General features: G+C 40.5%; 17 protein-coding genes. 6 read left to right on the forward strand and 11 right to left on the reverse strand.

All coding sequences use genetic code 11. From position 1 onward, the window contains the following. Nucleotides 1-173: 173 nt before the first annotated feature. Nucleotides 174-401: a hypothetical protein gene (locus AB4298_RS17070; RefSeq protein WP_248997795.1), complete on the forward strand. Its 228-nt coding sequence runs from the start codon at nucleotides 174-176 to the stop codon at nucleotides 399-401. Nucleotides 402-561: 160 nt separating this feature from the next. On the opposite strand, the gene AB4298_RS17075 is transcribed toward AB4298_RS17070, so the two are convergent. After that, nucleotides 562-1791, reverse strand: coding sequence for an MFS transporter (locus tag AB4298_RS17075; RefSeq protein ID WP_248997796.1), 1230 nt, complete (start codon nucleotides 1789-1791; stop codon nucleotides 562-564). A gap of 195 nt (nucleotides 1792-1986) precedes the next feature. Between AB4298_RS17075 and AB4298_RS17080 the strand changes: the two genes are divergently transcribed. Further along, the gene (locus AB4298_RS17080) at nucleotides 1987-2868 is read left to right on the forward strand and encodes a LysR family transcriptional regulator (protein WP_248997797.1); all 882 of its coding nucleotides are present in this window, start codon (nucleotides 1987-1989) and stop codon (nucleotides 2866-2868) included. A 70-nt stretch (nucleotides 2869-2938) separates the two neighbouring features. Here the strand turns inward: AB4298_RS17080 and maiA are convergent, their stop codons facing one another. The 5 genes from maiA to phhA all read right to left on the reverse strand — a co-directional run bounded on the left by maiA (nucleotide 2939) and on the right by phhA (nucleotide 8029). Further along, nucleotides 2939-3604, reverse strand: a complete 666-nt coding sequence (gene maiA / locus AB4298_RS17085) for a maleylacetoacetate isomerase (RefSeq protein WP_371987633.1) — start codon at nucleotides 3602-3604, stop codon at nucleotides 2939-2941. Nucleotides 3605-3722: 118 nt separating this feature from the next. Beyond that, on the reverse strand, nucleotides 3723-4709 hold the full coding sequence (locus AB4298_RS17090; RefSeq protein WP_371987634.1) for a fumarylacetoacetate hydrolase family protein: 987 nt from the start codon (nucleotides 4707-4709) through the stop codon (nucleotides 3723-3725). Between the two features lie 264 nt (nucleotides 4710-4973). After that, nucleotides 4974-6521 carry a transcriptional regulator TyrR gene (tyrR, locus tag AB4298_RS17095; protein ID WP_248997800.1) on the reverse strand — a complete coding sequence of 516 codons (1548 nt, stop codon included), beginning with the start codon at nucleotides 6519-6521 and terminating at the stop codon, nucleotides 4974-4976. A 296-nt stretch (nucleotides 6522-6817) separates the two neighbouring features. Beyond that, nucleotides 6818-7156 carry a 4a-hydroxytetrahydrobiopterin dehydratase gene (locus AB4298_RS17100; protein WP_248997801.1) on the reverse strand — a complete coding sequence of 113 codons (339 nt, stop codon included), beginning with the start codon at nucleotides 7154-7156 and terminating at the stop codon, nucleotides 6818-6820. Nucleotides 7157-7237: 81 nt separating this feature from the next. Beyond that, nucleotides 7238-8029 carry a phenylalanine 4-monooxygenase gene (gene phhA / locus AB4298_RS17105; RefSeq protein ID WP_371987636.1) on the reverse strand — a complete coding sequence of 264 codons (792 nt, stop codon included), beginning with the start codon at nucleotides 8027-8029 and terminating at the stop codon, nucleotides 7238-7240. A gap of 519 nt (nucleotides 8030-8548) precedes the next feature. Between phhA and galU the strand changes: the two genes are divergently transcribed. The 4 genes from galU (at nucleotide 8549) to AB4298_RS17125 (ending at nucleotide 11795) form a co-directional block, all read left to right on the forward strand. Then, nucleotides 8549-9457 (forward strand): UTP--glucose-1-phosphate uridylyltransferase GalU, encoded by a 909-nt coding sequence (gene galU, locus AB4298_RS17110; protein ID WP_248997803.1) that lies wholly within the window; start codon nucleotides 8549-8551, stop codon nucleotides 9455-9457. Nucleotides 9458-9495: 38 nt separating this feature from the next. Then, the gene (gene galE / locus AB4298_RS17115) at nucleotides 9496-10509 is read left to right on the forward strand and encodes a UDP-glucose 4-epimerase GalE (RefSeq protein WP_371987637.1); all 1014 of its coding nucleotides are present in this window, start codon (nucleotides 9496-9498) and stop codon (nucleotides 10507-10509) included. Between the two features lie 89 nt (nucleotides 10510-10598). Beyond that, nucleotides 10599-11084: a ferredoxin-type protein NapF gene (gene napF, locus AB4298_RS17120; RefSeq protein ID WP_371987638.1), complete on the forward strand. Its 486-nt coding sequence runs from the start codon at nucleotides 10599-10601 to the stop codon at nucleotides 11082-11084. A 285-nt stretch (nucleotides 11085-11369) separates the two neighbouring features. Next, nucleotides 11370-11795 carry a bactofilin family protein gene (locus tag AB4298_RS17125; RefSeq protein ID WP_248997806.1) on the forward strand — a complete coding sequence of 142 codons (426 nt, stop codon included), beginning with the start codon at nucleotides 11370-11372 and terminating at the stop codon, nucleotides 11793-11795. A gap of 169 nt (nucleotides 11796-11964) precedes the next feature. Here AB4298_RS17125 and AB4298_RS17130 read toward each other — a convergent pair whose 3' ends face one another. The 5 genes from AB4298_RS17130 to AB4298_RS17150 all read right to left on the reverse strand — a co-directional run. Further along, nucleotides 11965-12630 (reverse strand): DUF2982 domain-containing protein, encoded by a 666-nt coding sequence (locus tag AB4298_RS17130; protein ID WP_248997807.1) that lies wholly within the window; start codon nucleotides 12628-12630, stop codon nucleotides 11965-11967. Nucleotides 12631-12732: 102 nt separating this feature from the next. After that, the gene (locus tag AB4298_RS17135; protein ID WP_371987639.1) at nucleotides 12733-13524 is read right to left on the reverse strand and encodes a YdcF family protein; all 792 of its coding nucleotides are present in this window, start codon (nucleotides 13522-13524) and stop codon (nucleotides 12733-12735) included. A gap of 94 nt (nucleotides 13525-13618) precedes the next feature. Beyond that, nucleotides 13619-14518 (reverse strand): fructokinase, encoded by a 900-nt coding sequence (gene mak, locus AB4298_RS17140; RefSeq protein WP_371987641.1) that lies wholly within the window; start codon nucleotides 14516-14518, stop codon nucleotides 13619-13621. A 103-nt stretch (nucleotides 14519-14621) separates the two neighbouring features. Continuing rightward, on the reverse strand, nucleotides 14622-15449 hold the full coding sequence (gene cysQ / locus AB4298_RS17145) for a 3'(2'),5'-bisphosphate nucleotidase CysQ (RefSeq protein WP_371987643.1): 828 nt from the start codon (nucleotides 15447-15449) through the stop codon (nucleotides 14622-14624). Nucleotides 15450-15656: 207 nt separating this feature from the next. Continuing rightward, the coding region (locus tag AB4298_RS17150; RefSeq protein ID WP_371987644.1) for a glycoside hydrolase family 16 protein at nucleotides 15657-16629 on the reverse strand (973 nt) is incomplete at its 5' end.

The raw sequence follows: 16629 nt of genomic DNA on the forward strand, positions 1-16629 counted from the left end.
GTATCGACCACCATTCTTTTGTTTCCCCCCCCTTTTGTACCTATTCAATCCATATAGATATAGCTTCATCACGATTTATCTAGATTTTAAGCACAATTTAATTTTGCGGATCTTTGTCACTCAACACTGTTCTCTACTATTCTTTTATAATCACTTATAGCTGAGTAAATTTCATGGCAGATGTCAGTCAATCAGCTTCATTAGCAAGCATTACAGCCTACTTAAAACTTACCTACCAGTATGATCAAGAGACTGCACTTGTCGAAGCAAAATCCGTAATGCAAAACTTGGTAAAAATGCGCCAGAAAGGTTTTATCACAGGTTGGTACTTTGATGAACATGGCCAACTTGAGTTACTCCCAAGTGACCACGTTATGCAACTTATCAATCCGAATAAGTAGAACGAGTAAACAACTCACAACAACCCGATATACAGGTCCAAAACTAAGGGATTGCGCCCGACTCTCAACTTACAAAAAACGACTAAATCTATTGCCTTATGCAGGTTAAGTGCACAAAAACCTTTAGAAAGGGTCTGTTCTCTAATATGAGTTCTCCCCGTTAAGACTCTAGAACTAATTGACCTGATTGAGATTTAGAGTGCACCAACTTTAATACCACTAATGCAAGTATAGTTAGCGCAATGACAGAGCCCAACACTACGCCTTGCCATCCCCATGAATTCCAGAATGGCAATAAGTAAGGCCCACCTATTGCCGCCCCTAAGTAATAACTACATAAATACAAAGCAGTCGCTTTTGCTCGATGTTCTTTTGCGCGGTAGGCAACCCAAGCATTACAGCTACTATGAACAAGAAAAAACCCAAAGGCAGATATTAAGAACCCAATAAAGATTGCAGTAAAGTTATCGGCTAACGTAAGTAAAGTACCTAAAAACAAAGCTAACACCGAATATATAAAGACTCGCTTTAAACCTAAATCCGCAACCCATTTAGCTGAACGATAAGAGGCATAGGTACCACTTAAGTAACAAAGGAAAATAAGCGTCACTTCAAAGCGGCCTAAGTTAAAGGGGTTATCCATCAAATGCAGCTGTATATAGCTAAACTGATTTACCATCACCATGAAGGCCAGTCCACCAACGAGGTATATAAGTCGCAACTTAGGATCTGCAAGATGGTAACAGAACCCTCTGAAATCTGATTTCTTAAGAGGCCATTTACCCAACTCAATCTCAGGTTTAACAAAATGATTCTTTGGCAATAAATAAGTTACCGTTAACACTCCAACCAATGACACTACAGTTAATAACACCATCGCTTGTTGCCAATCTAAATACTGCGACATTGAGCCGCCTAACAAGCGCCCGACAATTCCGCCAACACTATTGGCTGCAATGTATATTGCGCCAGCTTTCAATAACGCCTTATTGCCAAGTTCATCTTTAAAATAAGCCATCGCCATAGCGGGTACAGATGCAAGCAATACTCCTTGCAGCATTCTAAGTAAGATTAACTGGTTAAACTCCGTTATAAAAATTGCACAACAATCGAGAATAACTAATAGGTATAAACTGACAATAATAGGTTTTTTACGGCCAACACGATCAGATAGTACAGCGAAAAAAAGCAACGAAAATGCCATGGTAAAGCTGGTTACTGACAGCAATAATGTTGCATGACTTTTTGAAACTGCAAAAGAATCGGCAATTAGTGGCAACATACCTTGAACCAGATACAAATTGATAAAGATAACCATTGAAGCCAGAGATAAGCCCATTATAAGCCGGATCTCAGTAACATCTTTCCCTGTTTTAGTTAGGGTATTCATTGCTGGAAAACTCGAAATATTTTATTAGCATCTAGCATACCAATAGCCATCAAATAACAATAACAACTAAAATATACAAAAGTTATTGATTTTTGTTATACATCATTGTGAAGTAGAATCATTAATATATTCAGTTTGTATAGATTACAGCGCCCTCACCTCGTAGCAACATGGTCACTATAAATAGAGTTCGGTATGGATATTAAACAATTAAAATACTTCGATGCATTGGTCACGGCTGGTAGTTTTACCAAGGCCGCAGAACTACTCAATATGGCCCAGCCAGCATTGAGCCAAAGCATTAAACGATTGGAACTAGAACTTGGCGTTATTCTGGTTGATAGAGGACCAAACAAAAGTAGTAAATCACTTTCACTTACCGCCGAAGGGGAAGCTCTACATCAACACGCCAAATTGATTATCAAAAAAATGGCTCAAGCTGAAGCGCATATAAAGGCAATGGCTAATCTGACCAAAGGAGAGGTCAGGCTTGCCGTGCCAGGTATGCTAGGCTCTTTCTATTTACCAAGTCGATTAATGGCCTTTCGTCATAAGTACCCTGATCTGAAATTATCACTTTTCGAGGGGGGGACACGAGACACTTTGCGCATGCTGCTGCAAGAAGAAGTCGATATTGCAATCATTACCGCCAAAGATCTAACCGATGAGTTTGACAGTCACTTATTGCTAAAAGAACAAATGGTCGTTGCTGTCGGTAAACACCATCCACTAGCGAAATGTACCAGCGTATCATTAGAGGCATTCTTCGAACATGAGTTAGTGTTGTTTAAACAAGGGTACTTCCATCGAGACTGGATGTTGAAACAAGCTGAGAAGTTAGGATTAACGGCAAAAATAGCATTTGAGACCAACCTAATAAATTTGATTAAGCAAGTTGTTTCCCAAGAGTACGGCATCACTAGTGTATTGGAGATGGTGATCGAGAAGCACGACAATATTTGCGCAAAACCTTTCGAACCACCTATTTATTTAGACTTACATATTGCTTGGAAAAAACAACGCCCTATCAGTCAAGCTGATAGAGCATTTGTTGAGTTTCTCATGCAAAACCGTTAGTCAACTTTAAGTCTTGAACCGATTTTAGTCCAAACAGATAAAACGCTATTGAGCTAACAGAGAGTATTGCTTAAATAGCGTCGGCTTGATTCTCAGGAACCGCATTGATAAATGCCGGTAAAGTTAAGCAATGAGCATTCACACGCTCTATATTCGGATATGGACTCATATCTAACTCAAATCGCTTAGCATTGTACACCTGAGGCACTAAACAGATATCAGCAAGGGTTGGGCTATCACCGAAACAAAAAGTGCCACTATATTGCTCTAGCTGCTTTTCTAGCGCACTAAACCCTTCTTTTAACCAATGATGATACCAAGCTTGCTTGCTGTGATTATCTACGTTTAGTTCACCAGCTAAATACTGCAGCACTTTTAAGTTATTTAAAGGGTGAACTTCACACGCTATTAGCATAGCCATCGCCCGAACAATTGCCTTATCAAACAATTTGGCCGGTAACAATGATGCTTGAGGATAAGCTTCATCTAAATACTCTAAAATAGCCAAAGACTGAGTCAATACTAGCTCTTGTTCTGCCTGTTCAATGACTAAACTAGGTACCAGCTCTTGAGCGTTAAGGCTGGCATATCCTTGGCTATGTTGCTCGCCACCGTCTTTAACTAAATGAACAGATATATGCTCGGCATCCAACGACTTTAAGTTCATTGCAATACGTACACGATAAGCAGCGCTTGAACGCCAATACCCGTATAACTTAAGCTTGGTTGTTTCCATCTTAATATTCCCTTTTACACCACAACTGTTGCCATACTCTCTGACATTGCAGTAAACCTAATAAAAAGGCCAACCCATTAGGATTAGCCTTTTATGTTAATCAATAAACAGCAATGAGCTACACTTTGTATTCAACAACTTGTTGGTCAATCGAACCAAAGATACTGTTATTATCATCATCAAGCATTTCAATATGTACACGGTCACCAAAACGCATAAATGATGTAGATGGCTTACCATCCGCAATAGTCTCAAGCATACGTGTTTCAGCAAGACAGCTCGAACCAGCACTACGATCATAATTTGAGATAGTACCAGAGCCAATGATCGCGCCAGCACCAAGTGGGCGAGTTTTAGCAACGTGTGACACTAATTGACTGAAGTTAAATGTCATATCAACGCCAGCATTTGGACGACCGAACAACTCTCGGTTTAAATGAGTAATTAATGGCAAATGTACCTTAGAGTCTTGCCATTTATCGTTAAGCTCATCTGGCGTTACCGCAACAGGTGAAAAGCTGCTTGATGGTTTAGCTTGGAAAAAGCCAAATCCTTTCGCCAGTTCACCCGGGATTAAATTACGCAGTGATACATCGTTTACTAGCATCAGTAGTTTAATGTGTTTCTCTGCATTATCTGCAGTAACACCCATTGGCACATCATCAGTTATCACAGCTATTTCAGACTCGAAATCAATGCCCCACTCTTCACTTGCTAGCGGGATATCTGCTTTGGGTGCGATAAAGCAATCTGAGCCGCCTTGATATACTAATGGATCGGTCCAGAATGTTTCCGGCATTTCAGCACCACGAGCCTTACGCACAAGCTCCACATGATTCACATACGCACTGCCATCTGCCCACTGATAAGCTCTAGGTAACGGCGATAGGCATTTCGCTTCATCAAAATCAATGGCGTTATCCATCAATCCTTTGTTTAGTGCGTCGTACAACTCCACTAATTGTGGGTTAAGTAGATCCCATGCATCAATAAGCTGCTGCATAGTATGAGCAATAGCAGGAACAGCAACTGCTTTAGTTAAGTCTTTGCTTACCAACATTAATTGGCCGTCACGACGACCATTATCATAACTTGCTAACTTCATACTGACTCCTAAATCGTTTGTGGCCTAGCTATCACTTTTATATTCATGTTGTTTTACTATGACAGCAAGTACATACATCTCACCCTAAATTGCCCTTAGAATGACATCAGTACGTTAGATGTGAAATAGTGTGAGATAAATCGCATTTAATCGAAAAGCCAACGATTTTGTAAACAAAAGATTACAAAATCGTCTATCTGCCTAATTCATGCTGTTTCCTGTTTAAACTTGGCTACCAATGCAGCAACAAGCGGCAAGCTAGTTTTACACGTCTTTTTGCTTACTAATCTTATATTCGCGCAGTTTGTTGGCAATCGCGGTATGGGACACGCCTAGCTTTTTAGCTAACTGCCTTGTACTTGGATAAGCAGGATAGAGTCGGCGTAGTAGGCTCGACTCAAACTGCTTCATCGCTTGCTCAAGACTGCCTTCAAACTGGTGATCAAAATAACCAAAACCTTCGGCATAAGAAGGCAGCTTTAATTGTTCAACCGTGAGTTCTGCACTGCCGTCCCACATAGAAACAGCTCTAAAAATAGCGTTTTTAAGCTGACGTACGTTGCCAGGCCATGCGTAACCTAATAAGTGCTCGCGACACTCACCTGAAATACGACGAATTGGAATAGATAATTGCTGACTATAATGCTCTAAAAACATTTCAGTTAACGGAATAATGTCGACTTTCCGATCGCGCAGTGACGGAACATGGAAGCTCAGTACATGGATGCGATAATAGAGATCTTCTCTAAATTCACCGCTTTGACACAATTCCGCCAAGTTTTTCTGGGTTGAGCAGATAATACGCACATCGCTGCGGATCTCCTCATCGCCACCGACTCGCCTAAATGTGCCATCTTGCAAAAAGCGCAACAATTTAACTTGGGCCGATTTCGACATCTCTGCCACTTCATCAAGAAATATCGTGCCGCCTTTGGCTTCTTCAATAAAGCCACGTTTAATTACATTGCCATTATTAACAAAGCCAAATAGCTCTTCCTCTGCGGCGCTATCAGGCATAGCAGCACAATTAATGGCAATAAAAGGTTGCTCTCGTCTCATGCTGGCATCATGGCACGCGCGAGACATCAGCTCTTTCCCTGTGCCTGTTTCGCCTGTAATCAATAACGGCGCATCTAACTGCGCCATTCTACGGGCTTGAACCAATACACCTTTCATCTTATCGCTGGTCGCTAATACATTTTCAAAACCACTAGACTGGTTTTGCAATGCATTAAACTGTTTGCCTAAACGAGCAGGAGACTTAAGCGAAACCACAGCCCCGGCCAAGATAGGGGTATCACTGCCACTATCAGGTAAGTAAATAGGCAGCATTTCAGCTAAATACTCATTTTCACCGATATTAACTCGCGTCGCTTGTGCAAGCACAGTGGATTCACTAAGCCAACGACTAAAGTTAAACCCCTGCACCCAATGGTTTATCGATTCATCAATAATCTCATGTTCACTCATACCTACAGTGTGCAAAGCCGATTCATTGACAATACGAACTCGTCCTTTTACATCAAGTGAAAACACAGAGTCAGGTAAGGTCTTTAGAAGAGTTTTTAAAGCATAATGTTCCTGCTCTGAGGGCATAAACGAGACCGTACGTACATCATGGACCCCTTCTACTTTACGGATAAGTGGCAATAATTCGCTCAAGGTATCGAAACTCACCTCTGCAAATTGTAAATATAAAAAGCCCTGGTTACTTGCATCAATAGCAAACAAATTAATTCCATAGCCTTCCATAATCAATAAGATATCTTTAGCTAAACCGACACGGTCTAAACAGCTGACTTCCAAGCGCATACTATTGCAGTTCCCTTTTTTAGATACTCGTTATTGGGATAAAACAATCAACAGAAAACAGTTTGCCTCATTGAATATACGTGAGCGTAAACGGTAGGTCTGTAATTTGCCTATACGTTAGAAGTTTATTTTAGTTGTGGCAAGGGTTGTTTACAGGGGATTTGTAACATAAAGAAAATAAAAGCGTGTTGCTCTCGCCAACACGCTTAAATTTAGCAGTTGAATCTGCTAGGAAGTCATAGGACGAAGCAACTCCAATGCTGTTCTTGATATAAGAAAAAGCACAAAACTAGCGGTTATTGATAAAGCGTATCTGTTTTAGCCGCCATAATAAAATCATTCTTATGTAGCCCTTTTATCGAATGAGACCACCAAGTTACGGTGACCTTTCCCCATTCAGTCAGAATACCAGGATGATGAAAGTCAGCTTCTGCTAGCTCAGCCAGTTTATTAGTGAACGCCATAGCTAACTTAAAGTTCTTAAACTTATACACTCTTTCTAACTGCATAATGCCATCACGCACTTCAACGCCCCAATCAGGGATCATTTTTACTAATTGTGCCAGCTCTTCATCACTCACTTTTGGAGCATCTGCTTGGCAAGCTTCGCATTTCATTTGCGCTAACTCAGTCATGTTTCGTTCCTTAACTTAACGTTTGTATTAATTCTTTAAATCAACGAGTTTTAAATTACTACCAACCTATTTTGATACTTATTAACTCGCTTTAGCGGGAAATGCGGCTTCAAATAACCCTAGCTGCTGTGCTTTATTAACCGCAGCCATAATGTCCATTTCGGCAATCTCATCCAATTGGCCTATATTGTCGATGGCGTAATAGATTGGCTGCATAATGTCTATGCGATAAGGGGTTCTTAGCACGTCAACCAAATCAAAAGGTCTAATTTCCGGTTCATCCCCCATCACGTACAAGGTTTCACCTGGTGAGCTTAAAATACCACCGCCATAAATACTGAGTTCATTCTGCTTGGTACGTAATACACCAAACTCAACGGTGAACCAGTAAAGCCTTGCCAAAAATACGCGTTGCTCTTTCGTCGCAGCTAAACCTAGCTGGCCGTACAAATGGGAGAAGTGTGCAAAAGAGGGATTTGTTAATAAGGGGCAATGGCCAAAGACTTCATGAAAAATATCAGGCTCTTGTAAATAATCAAACTCTTCACGGCTTCTAATAAAGGTTGCTACTGGAAATGATTTATTGGCCAGTAACTCGAAAAACTTACCAAAAGAAATTAATGCCGGAACAGCTGCAGTTTTCCAACCAGTCGTTTGCAGCAACACCTCATCGATCTCAGGTAACTGCGGGATCCTACTGGTAGGTAAGCCTAGTTTATCTAAACCATGTAAATATTCAGGGCATGCTCGCCCCGGTAAGTTGACTAATTGTCTAGCATATAGCTCCGACCAAATATCATTTTCAGTTTGTGGGTAATCAATACACCCATTGGTATCAGGTATGTGTGCTATGTAATTTTGTTGTTTATTCATAGTTCCCAACAATCATCCTAAATATGGGGATTAAGTTCTGTCTCCATAGTTAACCAAGCACCCAAAATTGTTAAGCTGATCACAGTTTATAATTTAGGCCCCAGCAGATAAAAAGTGTAATGAAAAAAGTACAGAGTAAAACCTTAAGGTTAAAAATCTCAGCAAAACAGGCGTTAAATGACGTATTGAAAGGTTTACAACAAAGAGCAGTTGGAGGTGAAATTAACAAGTACAGTAAGGATAATGTGTCTATTCGAGAACCTAAATCTTAAACTTTTATCTTCTCAGCAAAGTGACTTTAAAACTCAATCTTAAGCTTACAAGGTTAGTATATGATCTTTGATATTAACAATAATCAAAAAATAACTTACGCTATGAAATGTATAAATAATCAACATTAAACTCAAATAATGTCAACTCCACCTGCAGTTTAATTAAATCTTCTCCATCGCAACACGTTTTCGGTATAGAATATAGTGTTATTTGCCGACTCCTCGATTAGGAACGAATAGGACTAGAATGAAACAACATAAAATTCGCAAAGCAGTTATCCCAGTAGCAGGTTTAGGAACACGCATGCTTCCTGCAACCAAAGCTATCCCAAAAGAGATGCTGCCAGTTATGGACAAGCCGCTTATTCAATATGTTGTAAAAGAAGCGATTGCAGCAGGGATAAAAGAGATTGTTTTAGTCACTCACGCAAGTAAAAACTCGGTAGAAAATCATTTCGATACTAGCTTCGAGCTAGAAACGCAACTTGAGCGCCGTGTAAAACGTCAACTTCTTGCTGAAGTTCAAGCTATTTGCCCTGAAGATGTGACCATTATTAGCGTCCGTCAATCGCAAGCCAAAGGCTTAGGGCATGCTATTTTATGTGCAAAGAGCATTATTGGTGACGCCCCATTTGCCGTGCTTTTACCTGATGTTCTTATCGATTGCGCTGCAAGTGATCTAACCAAGGACAACTTAGCCGATATGGTTAAACTGTATGATGAAACTGAAGTCGGCCAGATTATGGTTGAAGGCGTTCCTCATGAAATGGTTAACCAATATGGTATTGCTGATATCAATGGCGAAGAGCTTCAACCAGGCGGTTCTATGCCGTTAACTCAGCTAGTAGAAAAACCAAAAGTTGAAGATGCACCGTCTAACTTAGCTGTTGTAGGTCGTTATGTACTCCCAGCGGAGATTTGGGGCTACTTAGCAAGAACACCTGCGGGAGCAGGAGATGAAATTCAGCTAACTGATGCGATTGCCATGCTAATGGAAAACCAAACGGTTAACGCTTATTACATGCAAGGTAAGAGTCACGATTGCGGCAATAAACTAGGTTATATGCAAGCGAATGTAGAACATGCTCTTCGTCACAGTGAAATTGGTAACGAATTCGCAGAGTATTTAAAAGCCATTGTTAAGACACTTAACTAAATCCCTTTTAAACACTGAATAGCTTATAGGAAGTTTAAATGACCATATTGGTAACTGGCGGCGCAGGCTACATTGGTAGCCACACAGTAGTAGAGCTACTTAATACAGGTAACGATGTTGTCATTCTCGACAACCTCAGTAATTCATGTGTAGCGGCACTTCAACGCGTAGAACAAATCACTGGTAAAACAGTGACCTTCTATCAAGGTGACATTCTTAATCGTGCTTTTTTACAAAAGCTGTTTAACGATCACGATATTAAATCTGTCATTCACTTTGCAGGGTTAAAAGCTGTTGGTGAATCTGTCGAACAACCACTACGTTATTACGAAAACAATGTCACAGGTACAATTGTACTATGTGAAGTGATGGCTGAGTTTAATGTCAAAAACTTAGTGTTCAGCTCATCTGCAACCGTATATGGCGACCCTGCAAGCTTGCCAATTACTGAAGATTTCCCAACCGGTGCAACCAACCCTTACGGTCAATCAAAGTTAATGGTGGAGCATATTCTTAGCGACCTTTATCACTCAGATAATAGTTGGAATATCGCATGTCTTCGTTACTTTAACCCAGTTGGCGCGCACCACAGTGGCTTAATCGGCGAAGACCCTAATGACATCCCAAATAACCTGATGCCTTTTATTACTCAAGTAGCTGTTGGTAAGAGGGAGCAGTTAAGTGTATTTGGCAGTGATTATGATACCGTTGATGGCACCGGCGTTAGAGATTATATCCATGTGGTCGACTTAGCAGTGGGTCATTTAAGAGCACTGGATAAGCTTCAGACTCAATGCGGCTTAGTCACATACAATTTAGGCACTGGTCAAGGTTATAGCGTATTAGAAATGGTCACAGCGTTTGAGAAAGCTAGCGGAACTCAAATAAAGTATCAACTAGTGGATAGACGACCTGGAGATATTGCAGCCTGTTATGCCAATCCAAACAAAGCTCAGCAAGAGCTTGGCTGGCAAGCGAGTCACGCTATTGATGATATGGCACAAAGTAGCTGGCATTGGCAATCGAGCAATCCTAACGGCTATAAAGCTTAATAGCCTGCATGTTTTTATCAGATATAAGCATCTAGACGCTATGCGAAAAAAGCAAAGCGTCTTAGAGCTTTACTTTAGAGAGTAAGTCGATGAGCACCATCAATCAAAGTCGAAGACGACTATTTAGTCGTAACAAGAATGACGCTATTCGCTTACCTTGGGTAAAGAGCTCTGTCGAGTTTACCGACCTTTGTACTCGCTGTGATAAATGCATTGAAGCTTGTGAAACACAGATCATCATCAAAGGAGATGGCGGTTTTCCTCAAATCGATTTCTCTATCGATGAGTGCACCTTCTGTCAAAAGTGTGTTGATGTATGTAAAGAGCCGTTATTTGAAGATCTAAACAATGTTCCTTGGCAAATAACAGCAAATATTCAAGAAAAATGCATGGCTTATCAGGGTATATGGTGTCAAAGCTGTAAAGATGCATGCGACACAAGTGCCATTAGTTTTACATTATCCATAGGTAAAGCCCCACTTCCTAATATAGATAAAGATGCCTGTACCGGTTGTGGCGCATGCGTAGCACCTTGCCCATCCAACGCTATTCTTCTAAAAAATGTAGAGGCATAAATTTAGCCTAAAATTTATAGGTTAGGGCAAATCAAATATTACAGGTTTTGAGTTTATTTAGTATTACTATCTAACCAAACTAGCGCTATCTAACATATTCAATCCAATATGCTTTTTCCTTTTGTAAACCCCACTTTCTTTATGCCCTCTTTAGCTAATTTTAAACAATACACCACTCGCAACAGCGAGCCAAAAATATGACGTCAAAGCGCCAAATTTAAGTGGTTTTGTTCTTCTCATATTCAAGGTAACATCTATGCAACTTAGACAAATAACGGCAGCATAATGTTTAGAAAAAAAAGAAGTGGCGAACTCACCTTTATTGCGCCAAGTACCAAGTTTAGTGGTGATACCGAATTTACGGCTGAAGCCATGATTGCTGGTGAACTCGTAGGAACCATCCTTTCAAGTCACAATATTACTATCGAACCAGGTGGTCTTATCGAAGGTAAACTTCAATGCTCTGAACTCAGGGTTTCGGGGACTTTCAAAGGTAAGCTCACCTGTGAAAAACTCAATATAACGGGCTCAGGTTTAGTCGATGGAGAGGTTAACTGTCAGTCGATGGAGATTTTTGAGGGCGGACAATTTGTAGGTATGCGTGTTAGGGATAACGTCGATTTCTTACCGTCCAATACAGATAATAAAAAAGTCATCAATCACCAAAAGAGTAATGACGATATTGAAGATGCAGAGCTGAGTATTAGCTAAATATAAAAATGTTATTCATCAGCAAACAATGATGTTTTATAAAAGATAGGATTACACATAAAAAAGCTCAGTGTATGTACACTGAGCTTTTTTATAAGGTTTTCTAGTAGCCTTAAATTCAAGCGATGGTAAAACAGAAAACTCAGCACGTCAGCGACTTCTATCTCGATTATAGGCTTTGTTGCTGCAATTCCCTAAGTAGTTTAATAAACTCATCAGCAGGTCTATCTAAACAATCTGTCGATATATATAAGTGATAACCTAAGTTTGCATCCAGTAACCGAGAGCGATGACCAAACATAGCCAGCACGCCTTTAAAACGGTCATTTCCTTCAATGAAAGGAGTAAACTCTTCGCTCATTTGGTTCTCCAATGTCGATAAGTCCTCCTCTTGAGTTGATGCAGTCATTAATAATGGCCGCTGCTCAGTAAGTAAGCCTGTTGCGAGTCTGAGCGAAATAGCTTCTAACACAGGGCTCAAACTTTTTAGTTTAATACCAATATAGGGCAAATCTATCGTTTCTAAACCTTGAGTCACTCTTGGTTGATCAAAGCGCTGAATGTTATTCCAAGCAATAAATACCTCACCACGGCGATGAAAGTGGGTGATCCCCTTATCAGTCAGTCTAATTGTTATAGCTGGTTCAACTAACTTTGAAATACCTAATACCGTAGAAATTGCTCCAAGTGCAAAGCAAAGGATCCCCGGAGCAAAAAATTGGCTACCAACTACAAAGAAACCAATACCAACAATTAAACCTATTACTCCTACAACACTTAGTGTAATACCGTTTCGCTTACTGATAGGTTCTATTAAAATTTCTTTCTCTTTCAATTTCTATGTACCTATTAACTTATCTCTAAAGCAATCACTGAGGCTATGTTGTAATTGAAGGCATACCTAGAATGAAAGCTAATATATTCAACTATTAAGGATTCACAGCCCTTGCGCATTATCAAGCTTCGAAATAATTGCCGATTCTTTATCAGCTCGACCTTCATATTTGAGCTTAAACCATAAAAGCCCTAAATACTCATGTATGGCGCGCTGCGAGTTTAATAAACTTTGAGCATCAAAATGCCACCAAGCTGTTGTTCTTTTGGCAAAATCGGTAGGAGCGGCAGACACATTTAAGTTTGAGTTATTAAATATCGCCATTGATCTTGGCATATGACTCGCAGATGTAACCAGCCTAAAGGGTGCATCTGCAACTTCCCAGCGCATAAACTGTGATTCTTCAATTGTATCTTTAGCCAACGGAAATCTAATGATTAAATCAGGACTAACTCCAAGCTCAACCGCAGCATCAAACATCACATCAGCATGCGCTCTTGTTGAATGTGCACCACTCCAACCACTGACAACAAGCTTACAATCTTGGCCTAAAGACATCTGCCGTATGCCTTCACTGAGTCTAGCAAGTGCGGTATTCGATAATTGCTGCACTGCGGTCAAGTGTGGGTCATCATCATGACCACTACCTAGCACCATCACTAAACAGCCTTTTGCAATAGGCATATTATTAACTGGGTATTGGTTTTCTAGAGGCGCGATTAATGCATTACTTCCCCAATGGCTACTGCATAAAATCAATAAAGATGCAGCAAGTCCCAAGGTGACTTTTGAAAACTTACGCTTACGTATCATCAAAAAAGCAATAACAATTAAAATCAATAACAGCGGTACAGGCATAAAGAACTGTGAAACAATCTTTTTTACCCAAAACATACAAGCGTTTACCCTACTAGAAAAATATATCGGAAGTGTAGCATGTAATCCGATGAATTATTCAGGCTCAACTCGTGAGAGTAACTGATAAAGGTTAGCTATTATTCCATAACCATGCAGCGCCACGCACACCCGATGAACTGCCATACATATTTTGCACAACGGGCGTTCTGCACTCCCCACCTAACACGTATTGAGGTAACACTTTAGGCAAAAGCTGATAGATTTGATTAATACTCGATACACCGCCGCCGAGTACGATAATATCAGGATCTAGCGTATTTATAACATGCGCTAAAGAACGTCCAAGCCTATCAACATAACGCTCAAATGTTTGACATGCTAGCAATTCACCTTGCTCTAATTTTAACGCTATTTCAATTCCGGAATCAGCATGCCCACCAGCAAGCTTATAATCTCTAACTAAACCCGTACCGGAAATAAAGGTTTCAATACAATCTCTATTACCACAGAAGCAGTCAGTCGAATTAAACTCGTCTTCGCTCATCCAGGGTAATGGGTTATGCCCCCACTCCCCTGCGATACGATTTCTGCCATTATGTACTCGACCATTTATCGATAATCCAGCGCCACAGCCTGTGCCAATGATCACGCCAAAAACAATAGCTTCTCCTGCAGCTGCACCATCAATAGCCTCTGATATGGCAAAACAATTGGCATCATTTGCGACTCTAACTTCTCGTCCTAAACGTTTACCTAGGTCAATATCAAGAGGGTGACCATTAATCCACGTAGAATTAGCATTCTTAACAAGGCCAGAAAAAGGCGAAACAACACCAGGGATCCCAACGCCTACCGTCGCTTTTTGTTGGAGCAGGGATTCAGCTTCAAAGACTAACGCCTCTATCGCATCTAGAGTCGCAATATATTCTCTTGGTGTCGGTACACGCTTACGATAAAGCTCTTCGCCGAGCCCATTAAGTGCAACCACCTCAATTTTTGTGCCTCCGAGATCAACACCAATCCTTAGCATGCCATCTCCTTCAGTACTATTTTACAATTAATAAAAAGTCACACCTAATCTATACGTTAAGCGGGGTTATGTACAGATGGTAGGGGTTAGCAACATTTACGCTCTAGCTGACATTATGGGGTTTATCTATTTTCCAATTTGGCGCGTAAGCAATAAAATAAGAATTCAAAATATCCTCTTTCTGGTTATAGTCTAACCGAGCCCCAGTGTCATAACGTATTACTTTGCCACCAGCACTTTCTAATACAGCTTGTGCAGCGGCTGTATCCCATTCACTGGTAAGACCCAGTCTTGGGTAGATATCCGCTTCACCTTCAGCCAATAGGCAAAACTTTAGCGAGCTGCCAACACTCTTCATCTCATGTTCGCCTATTTCTTGCAAATACGATTGTAATCCAGGACTTATATGAGAGCGACTACCTACAATTCGTGGGCTCAGAGCACTGACATCATCACCTTTGGTTAAGCCTATATCATTAAGTGAAGTTTCTACATTGGCTTGACGTACCCATGCCCCTAGCTCCTGTGAACCGTAAAAACACTTATCTAAAACTGGTGCATACACTACCCCAGCTACAGCTTTATCTTTTACGACAAAAGCAATGTTGACGGTAAATTCACCATTGCGTTTAATAAACTCTTTTGTGCCATCAAGAGGGTCAATTAGCCAATAACAATGCCAATCACGTCTCTCATTCCATGCGATCCCAACAGACTCTTCCGACAAAATGGGGATATTTGGCGTTAACAGTTGTAATTGTCTAACGATAACGTCATGACTTGCCAAATCAGCAGCTGTTACCGGACTATCATCTGACTTAGTCTGTACACCAAAGTCATCTTGACCATAAATGGCCATAATAGCATCACCAGCTTCGACGGATATATCGACAATGGCAGCTAACCATTCTTGCTTAAATGTTTGAGTCAAAATGCAAGCTCTCTATAGATTATCTAAAGGAATAAACTAATTATGCCATTACTTAAGCGTTAAAATTAATAACCAATTATTCATTCATTGTTTAAAATCGACTAAGTATTATAAGCTTCAGTGATATTGCGATAATGATGAATTTAATAAAAGGCTTTTAAAAGAAAATCGATAAAGACACAAAAGCCAATCATTTTTCTATCGCTACTATTGTCTATCATTGCTAGCTATCGACTGATAAACACGTACATAATCAATAAGAAACGTTTGTGGAAAAGCACGCTTGTCGATACCTTTATCATTCACATTTTCAGCCCAATCACCACCAACAGCAAGATTTAACAGCAAGTGAAATCGTTTATCAAAAGGCGCACCGTCTTTCGCTTCTATTAAATCACTGCCAGCAACATATTTGCTGTACCAAGTCTTTGAGGTTTGAGTTGCATAGTGAACACCATCTACGTACCAACGGATCTCATCTTGCTGCCACTCTATCGCGTAAACATGGAAGTTATCTGCAGGACTTTGGTTATTAGGGAGTTGATAAGAAAAGCCGCTATAAACATTATTTGGCCAAGACTGCCCATAATGCAGCGTACCGTGAACCCGCGTTTCTTTTGCTCCAGTATCTTTATTAAGTAAAGTTCCCAAATTGACAGCTTCAACGATATCAAGCTCCCCAGAGCTAGACCATTCGCCATAACACGAGTCTGAAGGTAACATCCAAGCCGCAGCCCACGAACCTTGGCCACTAGGTAACTTGGCTCTAACTTCAAAACGCCCGTAAAGCCAATCACCCTTATATAGGGTTCGCATTCGCGCCGAAGTAAAAGGTTTAGTGATAGATAGATCTGTTCGTAGATAGTCACGATGATCATCTTTATGAGCTGGGCCAGAAAATGGTTCTTGTCGTGCAACGATATGTAATAAACCTTCCGCTATAAATGCATTCTCTTTACGATCGGTATAGCACTGCTGCTCATTATTACCACCACCATAGCAGTTGTATTCAAAGCTCCATTTTTGCAGATCAACTTCCGTACCATTAAACTCATCATGCCACACCAATGCCCAATGTTTTTCTTTCGTTGTCAGCGCATTTTCTTCGATATCATCGAGCAAGTAGCCCAAAAGGAACATACATACTACTGTAAATATACGGCTCTTCGTCGAAGGTGGT

Source organism: Shewanella sp. 10N.261.52.F9, from assembly GCF_041471165.1.
GTDB classification, from domain to species: domain Bacteria; phylum Pseudomonadota; class Gammaproteobacteria; order Enterobacterales; family Shewanellaceae; genus Shewanella; species Shewanella marinintestina.